Source organism: Kitasatospora sp. NPDC004723, from assembly GCF_040609255.1.
Classification (GTDB): Bacteria; Actinomycetota; Actinomycetes; order Streptomycetales; family Streptomycetaceae; genus Kitasatospora.
Window position 1 is genome coordinate 13,228 of sequence record NZ_JBEXJT010000026.1, and the last position, 13,041, is coordinate 26,268.

The 13,041-nt window shown below is 73.7% G+C and carries 10 protein-coding genes; 6 read left to right on the forward strand and 4 right to left on the reverse strand.

The genetic code is table 11. From position 1 onward, the window contains the following. The first annotated feature begins 545 nt into the window (after positions 1 to 545). From ABZW10_RS23460 to ABZW10_RS23475, 4 genes are all read left to right on the forward strand, one after another. Positions 546 to 1,988, forward strand: coding sequence for a hypothetical protein (locus ABZW10_RS23460; protein WP_355369058.1), 1,443 nt, complete (start codon positions 546 to 548; stop codon positions 1,986 to 1,988). Between the two features lie 186 nt (positions 1,989 to 2,174). Next, on the forward strand, positions 2,175 to 3,437 hold the full coding sequence (locus ABZW10_RS23465) for a TerD family protein (RefSeq protein WP_355369220.1): 1,263 nt from the start codon (positions 2,175 to 2,177) through the stop codon (positions 3,435 to 3,437). Between the two features lie 194 nt (positions 3,438 to 3,631). Then, positions 3,632 to 3,868: a hypothetical protein gene (locus ABZW10_RS23470; protein WP_355369060.1), complete on the forward strand. Its 237-nt coding sequence runs from the start codon at positions 3,632 to 3,634 to the stop codon at positions 3,866 to 3,868. Between the two features lie 212 nt (positions 3,869 to 4,080). Then, positions 4,081 to 4,674 carry a Uma2 family endonuclease gene (locus ABZW10_RS23475; protein WP_355369062.1) on the forward strand — a complete coding sequence of 198 codons (594 nt, stop codon included), beginning with the start codon at positions 4,081 to 4,083 and terminating at the stop codon, positions 4,672 to 4,674. Positions 4,675 to 4,737: 63 nt separating this feature from the next. Here ABZW10_RS23475 and ABZW10_RS23480 read toward each other — a convergent pair whose 3' ends face one another. Beyond that, positions 4,738 to 5,667 carry a proline dehydrogenase family protein gene (locus ABZW10_RS23480; protein WP_355369064.1) on the reverse strand — a complete coding sequence of 310 codons (930 nt, stop codon included), beginning with the start codon at positions 5,665 to 5,667 and terminating at the stop codon, positions 4,738 to 4,740. A gap of 142 nt (positions 5,668 to 5,809) precedes the next feature. After that, the gene (pruA, locus tag ABZW10_RS23485; protein WP_355369066.1) at positions 5,810 to 7,438 is read right to left on the reverse strand and encodes an L-glutamate gamma-semialdehyde dehydrogenase; all 1,629 of its coding nucleotides are present in this window, start codon (positions 7,436 to 7,438) and stop codon (positions 5,810 to 5,812) included. Positions 7,439 to 7,671: 233 nt separating this feature from the next. On the opposite strand from pruA, the gene ABZW10_RS23490 reads away from it, so the two are divergent. Next, positions 7,672 to 9,273, forward strand: a complete 1,602-nt coding sequence (locus ABZW10_RS23490; RefSeq protein WP_355369068.1) for a helix-turn-helix domain-containing protein — start codon at positions 7,672 to 7,674, stop codon at positions 9,271 to 9,273. 80 nt (positions 9,274 to 9,353) lie between these two features. Here the strand turns inward: ABZW10_RS23490 and ABZW10_RS23495 are convergent, their stop codons facing one another. Further along, positions 9,354 to 10,835: an alkaline phosphatase PhoX gene (locus ABZW10_RS23495; protein WP_355369070.1), complete on the reverse strand. Its 1,482-nt coding sequence runs from the start codon at positions 10,833 to 10,835 to the stop codon at positions 9,354 to 9,356. A 288-nt stretch (positions 10,836 to 11,123) separates the two neighbouring features. Beyond that, a complete protein-coding gene (locus ABZW10_RS23500; RefSeq protein ID WP_355369072.1) occupies positions 11,124 to 12,356 on the reverse strand; it encodes a hypothetical protein in 1,233 nt (410 codons plus the stop codon). Between the two features lie 234 nt (positions 12,357 to 12,590). Here ABZW10_RS23500 and ABZW10_RS23505 point away from each other — a divergent pair, with 234 nt between their 5' ends. Further along, positions 12,591 to 13,037, forward strand: a complete 447-nt coding sequence (locus ABZW10_RS23505; protein ID WP_355369074.1) for a VOC family protein — start codon at positions 12,591 to 12,593, stop codon at positions 13,035 to 13,037. Positions 13,038 to 13,041 lie beyond the last annotated feature (4 nt).

The following is a 13,041-nucleotide window of genomic DNA, read 5'->3' on the forward strand; positions in this document are numbered from 1 at the left end:
GCACTGAAGGGTGCTGGCAGCGGGTCGGGCGGCATGACGGTCTCTCCGGGACGGCGTGGGATGTCCTCCAGCGTGCTCCGCCGCGCAGCGCTCGGGCAAGGGTTGCAAGGGGGTTGCAATAATCCCCGCAGCGGTCGAGTATCCCTTACCGGCCTTGTCAGACGGACCGTCAACTTCCGCTGGTCAAAGGGTTGTCCACGGATTGGATCAATTCCGTCCGACCACTGGCCACCGCCCGGGGGCACGCTGCTACGCTCGTCCCCCTGCCGGCGCACGCCCGCGCGCGCGTCCGGTCGGACTCCGCACGCGCGCCCCCGCACGACCCGGCCGGACCGTGCCCGAACGAATCCTGACGACGTCCCCGACCGGACCGGACCAGCCGGTACCGCATCGGACCGGACCGGATTCGACGGGACCGGACCGAACGCGCCGGCCGCACCGGGGAGCCGGCGGCCGTCCGCCCGGTCCGGCGGCACCGGCACAGCCGTCGGCACGTGGGAGAATGCCACGACCGCAACGGCGACTTCAGGGGAGGGAGGGGTCCGGTGACCTTGTCCGACGACACCGGGCAGGACGCGACGCACGCGTCCGACCGGTACGGCACGCGCCACGGCCGGCACGGCCGTCCCGGCCCGTTCGGGGGCCGACTGCGGCTGCCCACCCTGCGGTTCTCCGGCGCCGCGATGGCGATGTCGACCGTCGTGGGCATCAGCATCGCCACCACCTTCCTGCTCAACGAGCAGCAGGGCGTGGGCCGCCGGGCCGGGGTCGCCCGGGTCGGCTCCAGCGCGCCGCCGCCCAGCCCGTCCACCTCCCCCGACAGCATCGGCGGCAACGGCACGACCTCCGGCACCGGGACCGCCTCCGGCCCGGACGCCGCCGGGTCGAACGCGACGGCGGGCCGCCGTTCCGCCGCCCCGGGCACGCCCACCTCCGGCGCCTCCGGCCCGGCGGCGGGCACCCGCGCCCCCGACTCCGTGCCCGCCCAGCGCTCCGCCGGCCCGTCCGTGCCCCGCACCGACGGCTCCCCGTCCACCGCGCCGCTCGCCGAGGGCCCGGCGCCCCGACACGGCGTCAACGGCGGGCCCGCCACGGAGCAGCCCGGCCCCGGCGGCGCCCCGGAGACCCTGGCCGGTGGCCGGCCGGACCACCCGCAGTCCGCCGACGAGCAGCTCGCGGCGGCGGCCGACGGCGCGCAGACCGCCCGCCGACCCGCCGAGGACCCGTCACCGGCCGGCGCCTCCCCGTCGCCGTCGCCGTCCGTGCCCGCGCCCTCCCCCTCGTCGGCCACGCCCCGCCCGTTCGTCCCCGCCGCCCCGGACCCCGGCATGCCCGCCCCGTCCCCGCGCGAGTGGACCGGCGGAACCCTCGGCACGGCCGACACCACGGCCGACGGCGCGGCCGAGCCCGCGACCGACAGCGGGGCGCCGGGCCCGGCGAAGGGCAGTACGAAGGACACCGGCGTGACCCGGCCGGCCGTCGGCACCGACGCGGTCGAGGACCAGGCGCTCTCCGGTGCGGCCGTGGTCCAGCCGCTCGGCCGCGACGGCACCCGGCACGTCCTCGCACTGACCGTCAGCGAGCCGCTCACCGCGCTGCAGGCCGAGTTCCGCCTCGCCCCGGGCACGGCGGCCCCGGGCGTCGGCACCGCGTGGACGGACCTCGCCGGCGCCGTGGTCACCGCGCACCAGGAGCGCGGCGCGGCGGTCTACCGCTTCACCACCCCGCCCGGTACGGACGTCCGCCCCGGCCGCTACACCTTCACCGTGCGCGGCACCCGGTCCGCCGGGCAGGCCGGCCCGTCCCGGAGCGTCGGCCCGCGCACCCCCGGATCCTGGAATGCCAGCGCCTTCGGCATCGGCCGCCCGCGCGCCGTCGCCGCCCTCGGCACCTTCACGGCACCTCCGGCGGCCCCCGCACCGGCCCCCGCGCCAACCACTGCTCCGGCCCCGGTGCCGGCACCCCGCGCCGCCGCCCCGGCCGGCTGACCGCCGCACCGTTCCCCGGTCGGACCGCGCCCCGCCGGCGGTCGGGCAACCCAACAGGTCAGCGCCCCGTTCGGGCTCATCCGACCGGGCTCGTTCGTTACTGTGGTCGCCAGCCGGCACAGCCGCCCCAGACGCCGGGGCCGGTGCCGCACCACCGCATCCCAGGAGGAGTTCGTGTCCACGGTCCTGACCCAAGGCGGCAACGCCCCGCTGACCGCCGCGCGGGTGACCGTCGAGGTCACCGCACCCAAGGCGCTGGATGTCTCGGGCCTGCTGCTGACCGACGCCGGAAAGGTCCGCTCGGACGACGACTTCGTCTTCTACAACGCCCCGAACGGGCCCGGTGTGACCCACCGTCCGGCCGCCGCCGGAACGCCGGACGCCATCATCGTCGACACCGCCGCCGTCCCGGCCGGGATCACCAAGATCGTGGTGACCGCGAGCCCCGACGAGTCCGGCGCCACCTTCGCGGGCATCGAGCCGACCGCGACAGTGCGGGACGCCGCCACCGGCACGGTGCTGGTCACCTTCACCCCGCCGCCGCTCGGCCGGGAGACCGCGCTGATCGTGGTCGAGGTCTACCAGCGCAACGGCGCCTGGAAGGTCCGCGCGGTCGGCCAGGGCTACGCGAACGGCCTGGCCGGCATCGCCACCGACTTCGGCGTCAGCGTCGACGAGCAGCCGGCCGCGGCGCCCGTCGCACCCCCGGCCCCGGTCGCTCCGGCCCCGGTCACCCCGCCGCCGCCGCCCGCCGCCCCGGTCGACCCCCGGCTCGCCATGGCCTCCGCTCCGCCGATGCCGCAGACCGCGCCCCCGATGCCGCCCGCTCCCCCCGCGCCGCCGGCCCCGCCCGCCGCCGCCCCGTCCTTCACCAAGGTCACCCTGGACAAGGGCCGGGTCAGCCTCACCAAGGGCGGCTCGGTCTCCCTGGAGAAGAACGGCAAGCCCTTCCTGTCCGCCGTCCGGATGGGCCTCGGCTGGGAGCCCGCCGGCCGCGGCCGCAACATCGACCTCGACGCCTCCTGCCTGGCCTTCGACGCCCAGCGCGAGAAGCTGGACACCGCCTGGTTCATGAAGCTGGGCATCTTCAACGGCGCCATCGCCCACTCCGGCGACAACCTGACCGGCGAGGGCGGCGGCGACGACGAGTCGATCACCGTCCACCTGGACGGCCTCCCGCCGGAGGTCTGCGGCCTGGTCTTCGTCGTGAACTCCTTCTCCGGCCAGAAGTTCACCGAGGTCAAGAACGCCTACTGCCGCCTGGTGGACGCCGCCACCAACCAGGAGCTGGTCCGCTTCGACCTCACCCACTCCGAGCCGCACACCGGTGTGGTGATGTGCAAGCTGATCCGCCAGTACTCGGGCGAGTGGGTGATGACCGCCATCGGCGAGTACGTCGACGCCAAGACCGCCCGCGCCATGGTCAAGCCCGCCGCCGCGATGCTCTGACCCACCCCCGACGGCGCCCCCGGCACTCGCCGGGGGCGCCGTCGTCCCCGTCACTCCTCGCCGTTCCCCCTCGCACGATCGGGTGAAAGCCCGGCGTACAACCCGGCGAGGTCCCCCGCCCGGCCGCACTCCCGGCCCTTTCCCGGCACCGGCCGGTCGCCTACGGTGGGGACCCCCGACCACCGGAGGTCCCCGTGCCGGAAGAACAGCCGCCGCCGAACTACCGCAGCTACCACTGGGAGGACGAGGCCACCGGCGCCCAGTGCTTCGTCCTCTACCCGGGCGACGAGGAAGCCGACGACGAACGCAAGACACGCATGCGCGCCATGGCCCGCCGAGCCTTCCCGGACCTGGACCTGGACCTGTCGGACGAGCAGCCGCCGGCGACCACCAGACCCACCCTCCGCCTGATCCGCAGCGACGGCTCCTGAACGCACCCGACGGCCGCGGGTGGCCATGACGGAAGGAAGCCCAGCCGGGAGCGGCCCGTCGGTTCCCCCGACGGGCCGCTCCGCCTGCGCGCGCGGACGATGCCGGCTCCCCGGCGCCCACCGCCTCACACCATCGGATGAAAACCGCGCGCACATGGCATAACCCCGATCGACCCGGCACTAGCGTGACGTCCACCTGAAGGAGGGGCATCATGAGTGCTGTGGCGCATGAGAAACCGATCACGGATTCCCCGTCGCAGGAGGACATCCTGCTGGAGGGCTTCCTGAGCCTGCACTCCCCCGAAGGCTTCCGGGCCGAGCTCATCGAGGGAGAGATCAGCGTGGCACCACCGCCGGATGGCGATCACGAGGACTACATCGACCTGCTGATCGACCAGGTGAAGGCAAAATCCCAGATCCATATGCAGGTGTCAGGGGGCAAGGGCCTCCGACTCGTCAGCGGCGGACTGTGCCCGAAGAACCATGTCATCCCCGACGCCACCTTCGCCCCCAGGGAACTGCGCCTCTTCCGCGGTGCCCCGTCGTGGATGGAGCCGGACGGTGTGGCGATGGTGGCGGAGGTGACATCGAGCAAGCCGGACCAGGACCGGATCACCAAGCGCCACTGCTACGCGCGCGCCGCCATCCCGCTCTACCTGCTCATCGACCGCGAGAAGTCCCAGGTCAGCCTCTTCTCCCAACCGAAGCGCGACGAGTACACCGAGGTGCACCTGGCCGCCTTCGGCGAGCCGCTCGCGCTTCCGGCGCCGTTCGAACTCGAACTGGACACCAAGGACTTCCTGTAGGACCCGGACGCGCGACGGCCCGCGCCCCCGGTGGGGGCGCGGGCCGTTCGGCGTTCGTACGCGTCAGCCTCGGGTGGCCATGGCGCGCAGGAAGAAGGTGAGGTTGGCCGGGCGCTCGGCGAGGCGGCGCATGAAGTAGCCGTACCACTCCTGGCCGTACGGGAGGTACACACGCATGGTGTTGCCCTCGTCGGCGAGGCGCAGCTGCTCCTCGGGGCGGATGCCGTACAGCATCTGGTACTCGAAGGAGTCGCGCTTGCGGCCGTTCCACTGGGCCAGCTGGCCGGCGATCTTGATCATGTTGGGGTCGTGCGAGGCGATCATCGGGTAGCCCTCGCCGGCCATCAGGATCTTGAGCGCGCGGACGTACGCGAGGTCGACCTCGTGCTTGCCCTGGAAGGCGACCGACTCGGGCTCCTTGTAGGCGCCCTTGCACAGGCGCACGCGCGAGCCGGCGCCGGAGAACTCGCGGCAGTCGTCCTCGGTGCGGCGCAGGTAGGCCTGGAGGACGACGCCCAGCCAGGGGAAGTCCTGGCGCAGCTCGCGGGCGATGCCGAGGGTGGAGTCGGTGGTGGTGTGGTCCTCCATGTCGAGGGTCACCGTGGTGCCGGCGTCGGCGGCGGCCTCGCAGATCCGGCGGGCGTTCTCCAGGGCGATCTTCTCGCCGTCCACCGGGAGGAACTGGCCGACGGCCGAGAGCTTGACCGAGACCTCGGCGCCGGCGGCCAGACCGGTCTCCTTGAGCGCCTTGAGCAGGTACTCGTAGGCCTCGGCGGTGCCGGCGGCCTGGGCGGCGTCGCGGGTGTCCTCGCCGAGGTGGTCCAGGGTGACCTTGCGGCCGGTGGCGACGAGGTCGTCGCAGGCGGTGACGGCGTCGTCGAGGGCCTCGCCGGCGACGAAGCGCTCGACTATCGCGTGGGTCGGCGGGAACTTCTCGACGACGGTGCGGACCTGCGAGGACCGGGAGGCCGCGAGGAGGGCGGAACGGAGCATCGTGACTCCTGGAGCTGGTGCTTCTAAGGGTGGCAGAAAGACGGGCGGCGGACCGGGGAGTGGGGTCCGCCGCCCGTGGGGACGCCGCCCGGCTGCGGGACCGGGGGCGTCAGGGGACCGCGAGGGGGTCCCGGTGGGGCACTCAGCCCATGTGCGGGTAGCGGTAGTCCGTCGGCGGGACGAAGGTCTCCTTGACCGAGCGGGTCGAGGTCCACCGCGCCAGGTTCTGCTTGGCACCGGCCTTGTCGTTGGTGCCCGAGGCCCGGCCGCCGCCGAACGGCTGCTGGCCGACGACCGCGCCGGTCGGCTTGTCGTTGATGTAGAAGTTGCCGGCGGCGAAGCGCAGCTTGTGCATCGCGTGCTGCACGGCCTCGCGGTCCTGGGAGATGATCGAGCCGGTCAGGCCGTAGGCCGACACCGACTCCATCTGCGCCAGCATCTCGTCGTACTTGTCGTCCTCGTAGACGTGCACGGCCAGGATCGGGCCGAAGTACTCGTCCTTGAAGTACTCGCTCGCCGGGTCCTCGCAGACCAGGACGGTCGGGCGGACGAAGTAGCCGACCGAGTCGTCGTAGGTGCCGCCGGCCAGGACCTCGACCTCGGCGTCGGCCTGCGCGCGGTCGATCGCGGCCTTGTTCTTGGCGAAGGAGCGCTCGTCGATGACGGCCGACATGAAGTTGTCCAGGTCGGTGACGTCGCCCATGGTGAGGCCCTCGACCTCGTCGCGGAACTCGTCCTTGAGCTCGGCCCAGATCGAGGCCGGGACGTAGGCGCGGGACAGGGCGGAGCACTTCTGGCCCTGGAACTCGAAGGCGCCGCGGGTCATGGCGGTCTTCAGCACGGCCTTGTCGGCGGACGGGTGGGCGACCAGGAAGTCCTTGCCGCCGGTCTCGCCGACGATCCGCGGGTAGGTGCGGTAGCCGGAGATGTTGTTGCCGACCTCGCGCCACAGGTGCTGGAAGGTGGCGGTGGAGCCGGTGAAGTGGATGCCGGCCAGCGCCGGGTGCTTCAGCGCGACGGCGGAGACGTCCAGGCCGTCGCCGGTCACCATGTTGATGACGCCCTTGGGCAGGCCGGCCTCCTCCAGCAGCTGCATCAGCAGGTGTGCGGAGAACTGCTGGGTGGGCGAGGGCTTCCAGAGCACCACGTTGCCCATCAGCGCCGGGGCGGTCGGCAGGTTGCCGGCGATGGCGGTGAAGTTGAACGGGGTGATCGCGTAGACGAAGCCCTCCAGCGGGCGGTGGTCGCTGCGGTTCCACACGCCGTCCGAGGAGATCGGCTGCTCGGCCATGATCTGGCGGGCGAAGTGCACGTTGAAGCGCAGGAAGTCGACCAGCTCGCAGGGCGTGTCGATCTCGGCCTGCTGCGCGGTCTTGGACTGGCCGAGCATGGTGGCGGCGGCCAGCGTCTCGCGCCAGGGGCCGGCCAGCAGGTCGGCGGCGCGCAGGAAGATCGCGGCGCGGGAGTCGAAGGAGAGCGCCTGCCAGGCCGGGGCCGCGGCCAGGGCAGTGTCGATGGCCTCCTGCGCGTCCGCCTGGGTGGCGTTGCGCAGGGTGCCGAGCCTCGCCGCGTGGTTGTGCGGCTGGACGACGTGGAACTCGGTGCCGCCGCCCATCCGGCGCTCACCGTTGATCGTCATGGTCAGCTGGACCGGCTCCTGGCCGCCCAGCTCCTTCAGCTTGGCCTCCAGACGGGCCCGTTCCGGGCTGCCCGGGGCGTAGCTGTGGACCGGCTCGTTCACCGGCGCGGGGACCTGGGTCACAGCGTCCATGAGCGCACGCTCTCCTTCGTTTCTTGCGGGGGGATGCCGGCGCGGGTCGCACGCCGGCCACATGACGAACGCTATTCCTGCACCGGGGCCCGCTTGATTGGCCGGACGGCTAAAATCATTCGGACGGCGTTGTCCGCTCGGATGAAGAACCGGGGTCACCAGCCACCGGAGCCCCACCGGACGCCCCGCCGGCGCCCCGCCAGAGCCCCACCGGACGCCCCGAGGAGGCCCGTATGACCACCCCCGGCCTCCCGCTCCGCCAGCTGCTGATGTCCCTGGGCGAGCCGCTCGTCGAGCTCCAGGCGGCGCCGCACGGGCTGGACGTCCCGGTCCGCGACGTCGCCATCCTCGACCCCGAGGACCCGCCGACCGCCGCCCCCGGCGAGCTCGTGCTCGCCATCGGTGCCCGCGGCCGGGCCGCGCTCCCGGCGCTGCGCGCCGCCGGCCGGGCCGGGGCCGCCGCGGTCGCCGTCAAGCTGGACGCCCCCGGGCAGGCCGACGCGCTGCGCGAGGCGGCCACCGAGGCGGGCGTGGCACTGCTCTCGGTGCGCCGGGAGACCCGCTGGGAGCACCTCGACTCGCTCGCCCGCGCGATCATCGCCGGGCCGGACGCCCCGGACACGCCCGGCGCCGCCGAGCACAACGCCGGTGACCTCTTCTCGCTCGCCCAGACCGTCGCCGTCCTCACCAACGGCATCGTCTCGATCGAGGACACCTCCAGCCGGGTGCTCGCCTACTCCCGCTCCTCCGACTCCGACGAGGTCGACGACCTGCGCCGGCTGTCCATCCTCGGCTGGCAGGGCCCCGAGCCGTACCTGTCCAAGCTCCGCGAGTGGGGCGTCTTCCAGCACCTGCGCAGCTCCGACACGGCCATCGCGGTCGACCCGCACCCGGAGCTTGGTCTGCGCCGCCGGCTGGCGATCGGCATCCGGACCGGTGCGCAGCCGCTCGGCACCATCTGGGTGCAGGAGGGATCCCAGCCGCTGGCGCCGCTCGCCGAGCAGGCGCTGGTCGGCGCCGCCCGGGTGGCCGCGGCCCAGCTGGTGCGCCGGCGCCGGGAGCTGTCCGCGGACGTCCGGCTGACCCAGACCCTGCTCACCGGCCTGCTGGAGGGCTCCACCGGCCCGCAGTCGCTGGCCACCCACCTCGGCCTGGACCTGCGCCGCCCGGCCACCGTGCTGGCGTACAGCGCGGGCACCACCGAGCAGCTGACCCGGGCGGAGGTGACCGGCCTCATCTCGGTGCACACGGCGGCCCGGCACCGCGCCGCCCTGCTCGCGCCGATCGAGTCCCGGGTCTACGTGCTGCTGCCCGAGCTGCCCGCCAACCTGCCGATGACCACCGTGCGCGGCTGGGCGCAGGAGGTGGTCGAGGCGGCCCGGGACCACCTGGGCGTCCCGTTGCGCGCGGCGATCGGCTCGACGGTGGACGGCCTGGCCAGGGTGCCGGAGTCGCGTGCCCAGGCGGACCGGATCCTGGACGCGATGGGCCGCGGCGGGGTGGACCTGGAGGTCGCGGCGCTGATCGACGTCCAGGCGGAGGTGCTGGTCAGCGAGATGCTGGCGCTGCTCCAGGAGCGCGGCGGCCTGCGCGACCCTCGGCTCACCGCGCTCGCCGAGTACGACCGCCGGCACGGCACCCGGCTCGCCGAGTCGGTGCTGGCCTGGCTGGACGCGCTGGGCGAGGTCCGGGTCGCGGCGGACGCCCTGCACATCCACCCGAACACCCTGCGCTACCGGGTCCGCCGGGCCGAGCAGCTGACCGGCATCGACCTGGCGCAGCCGCAGCAGCGGCTGCTCGCGATGCTCCAGCTGCGGCTGCCCGCCGAGCCCTGACGGCCCGGTGCGCGAAAGGGCCCGGTGCGCGAAAGGGCCCGCTCCGAGGAGCGGGCCCCTGACGATCACTCGCGCTCAGCTCACTGGCCGTAACCCTGGCCGCGCTTGTGCTCGTTCAGGCGGTGCCACGGGCCGGTGATGGCCAGCTGGATGCCCGGGGTCTGGATGTTGGCGAAGAGGGTCTTGCCGTCGTCCGAGAAGGTGACGCCGGTGAACTCGCTGAACTCGGGCTTCTCGGCGGTGCCGATGTTCAGCTCGTTGCGGGCGATGGCGTAGGTCAGACCGTCCTCGGTGGCGCCGAACAGGTGCGAGACGCCCTCGCCGTCCTCGGCGATCACGATGCCGCCGTAGGGCGAGACGGTGATGTTGTCCGGGCCGTCGAAGTTGTCGTGGTCGCCCCAGACGTCGGTGTTGACGCCCAGCAGGACCTTCAGGGTGATGGTGCGGCGGGCCGGGTTGAAGAACCAGACCTGGCCGTCGTGCTGCAGCGGGCTCTCCGAGCGGGCGAAGCTGGAGACGAAGTAGAAGCCGCCGTCACCCCACCACATGCCCTCCAGCTTGCGGGCGCGGGTGACCTCGCCGTCCTTGAACTGCTTGCGGATCGAGACGGTCCTCGCGTCGCGCTCCTGGACCTTGACCCAGTCCACGCCGTAGGTGGTGCCGACCGTGGTGGCGCGGGACAGGTCGTCGATGAACTTGCCCTGGGCGTCGAAGACCTTGAAGGCCTCCAGCACACCGGCGTCGGCGGCCAGCTTGCGCAGCTGGTAGCGGCCGTGCTTGAAGCCGGCCGGCGGGGTCCAGCGGAACAGCAGGCCGTTCGGGTTGGAGGCGTCCTCGGTCAGGTAGACGTGGCCGCGCTTCGGGTCGACGACGACGGCCTCGTGGGCGAAGCGGCCGAACGCCTTGACCGGCTGCGGGTCGCGGTTGTAGTCGTCGTCGAACGGGTCGACCTCGAAGATGTAGCCGTGGTCCTTGGTGAAGCCGTTCTTGCCGGCCTTGTCCTCGGTCTCCTCGCCGGACAGCCAGGTGCCCCACGGGCTGACGCCGCCGGCGCAGTTGGTGGCGGTGCCGGCGATGCCGACCCACTGCTCGACCTTGCCGTTGGCCTTGGCGTGCACGATGGTGCAGCCGCCGGCCGCGCCCGGGTCGTAGACGTGGCCCTCGGTCAGCGGCACCGGGTTCGGCCAGTTGGCGCGGGCGCCGCCCAGCTCGTGGTTGACGACCAGCAGGTTGCCGCCGCGCTCGTCCTCGAACGCCGAGGTGCCGTCGTGGTTGCTCGGGGTGAACTCGCCGGTGCGCAGCTTGCTGACGCCGGCGCGGTTCAGGACCTTGTACTTGAAGCCCTTCGGCAGGGCCAGCAGGCCCTCCGGGTCGGCGACCAGCGGGCCGTAGCCGACGGCGACGCGCTCGCCCTCGGCGGCCGCGGCGACCGGCACCTCGCCACCGGCCGGGGCGGCGATCGCGCCCGGCGCGCTGGCCAGGGCCTCGGCGCTGCCGGCGATCAGAACGCCGGCCCCGACGATGGTGGAACGGTTGACGAAGTCCCGGCGGGACAGCGACATGGCAGTCACTCCTGAGGGGTGGGCCGCCGACCGGGGGGTCCCCGGCGCGTGGCGTGCGAGGTGTCGAGCATGGTCGTCGACGCCCAGCAGACTCTGCCCGCGCGGTGAACACCCGATGACGCGGACACCTCGTCAGGGTGGTCATTTGCCGACCTTATGCAAACCCATTGCTCAATTTTTGCCCGGTCACCACAGGTCACACCACGGGTCACACCACGGGTCACACCACGGGCCGGTGAACCGTCAGCCGCCGTAGCACTGCTGACGGGCCGTCTGCTCCGCGTCGACTCAGCGCCCGCCGGTCCGCGCCGCCCGCCACTGCTCCCAGGCCGCCAGCCACAGCTGCTCGCCCATCCGGTGCTCCCCGCGCTCCCCGAGCCGCACCTGCTGCCAGGCGCGCTGCGCCGGCACACTCGCCACCTCGCTGGCGAACACGGTGTACCGGATCGACTCCTCCACCGCCGCGTCGCCCTCCGCCGTCCCCACCACCCAGTGCGTCAACTGGGAGAGCCGGCCGAGCTGTTCGACCATCGCGGCGACCGCCTCGGCGGCCTCCTCGCGGGTCTCCGAGGCAAGCCGCATCTGCTGGCGCACCGCCGCCTCCCAGCGCAGTGCGCCCGCCTCGGCGCGCGCCCCCCGGGGCGGCCTGGGCGGGCGCCCGGAGCGCAGCCGCGCCTCCAGGGCGGCGGCCTCGCTGATGCCGTGCGCGATCACCGCCCGGTGCGCCTCCAGCCCGGTGACCGGGGAGAGCTCGCGTCGCTCCACCGGCAGGTGCCGGCCGCGGCGGACCGCCAGCTCGCGCAGCAGCGCGGTGCGGCCGCTCAGATAGCGCTCGTGGTCACGGATCCGCGCCAGCTCGACGCCGCCCGGCGGCACACCGCGCCCGCAGACCGTGACGGTCAGCCCGTCCACCCGGAAGCGGCCGGCCCAGACCGGCTCGACCCCGCCGATCGGGCAGCAGCCGGGCAGCGCCGCGCCGGACCACAGGCCGCGCCGGTCCTCGTGCACCTCGACGGCGCGCGACTCGCCGTCCACGGTGATCCACTCCCGGAGCGCGCGGACCCGGCCGGGCGTGTCGCCCTCGTCGACGCCGAGCTGCTCGTAGACCCGGTCGCGCTCGTCCTCGACCACGTCCTCCAGCTCGGGCAGCGGCTCGTAGCGGTCGGCGCCGGGCCGGTGGGTGCGCACGGTGACGTACGGGCCGGCCGGGGAGGTCCGGTCGCCGAAGCCGATCTCGATCCAGCCGGGCGCGCCGCCCACCGCTCCGCCGCCCGCGCCTGCGACCGTCCCGCCGAAGTCCGCGCCGTAGCCGTCCGCCCCGCACCCGTCGTGCCCGTACCCGACCAGGGCGGCGCCGCCCTGGCCCGGCACCGGCACGACGCCGAACACCGGGAAGTCGGCCGCGACGAGACTGCGGCGGGCGAGCTCCTCCTCGACGGCGAGGAACTCCTCCAGGTCGCCGGCCGGGTACCCGCCCGGAGGGCCGTCCAGGGGATCGTCCGGGCGGTCGAACGGATCCACCGTGCCCGCACCATCCCCGAACCGGCCGTCCCGGCCCCCTCCGCTCGCCCGCGTCATCCCGCGCCGCACCCCCTGCCCTAGCCGTCCGCACCGTGCCGTCGGCACCCGGGCAACGATACGTGGCCCGACCTACCGGGTCATCAGGCCCTTTGCCCGCCCGGAGGATCGGCCGCGGCGCTCCGGACGGACCCGTCCGGAGCGCCGCTGTCAGTGCCCCTCTCTAGGCTGGCGGGCATGACAGCGACCTCGTCCTTCCCCGCCCGGCTCAGCATCGTCACCCTCGGTGTGGCCGACCTCGACCGCAGCGCCCGCTTCTACGAGGCGCTCGGCTGGCACCGCTCCGCCGCCTCCAGCCCGAACATCGTCTGGTTCCGCACCGCCGACTCGGTGCTCGGCCTGTTCCCGCACGAGGAGCTGGCCGCCGACGCGGGCGTGCCGTCCGCGGGCGAACCGGCGTTCCGCGGTGTCACCCTCGCCGTGAACCTGGAGTCCCAGGCCTTGGTGGACGCCGCCCTGGAGACGGCGGTGGCGGCCGGCGCCATCGTCGTCAAGGCACCGGCGGCGACGGACTGGGGCGGTTACTCCGGGTACTTCGAGGACCCGGACGGCCACCTCTGGGAGCTCGCCCACAACCCGTTCTTCGCCTTCACCGAGGACGGCTCGCTCGACCTGCCGAACTGACGGT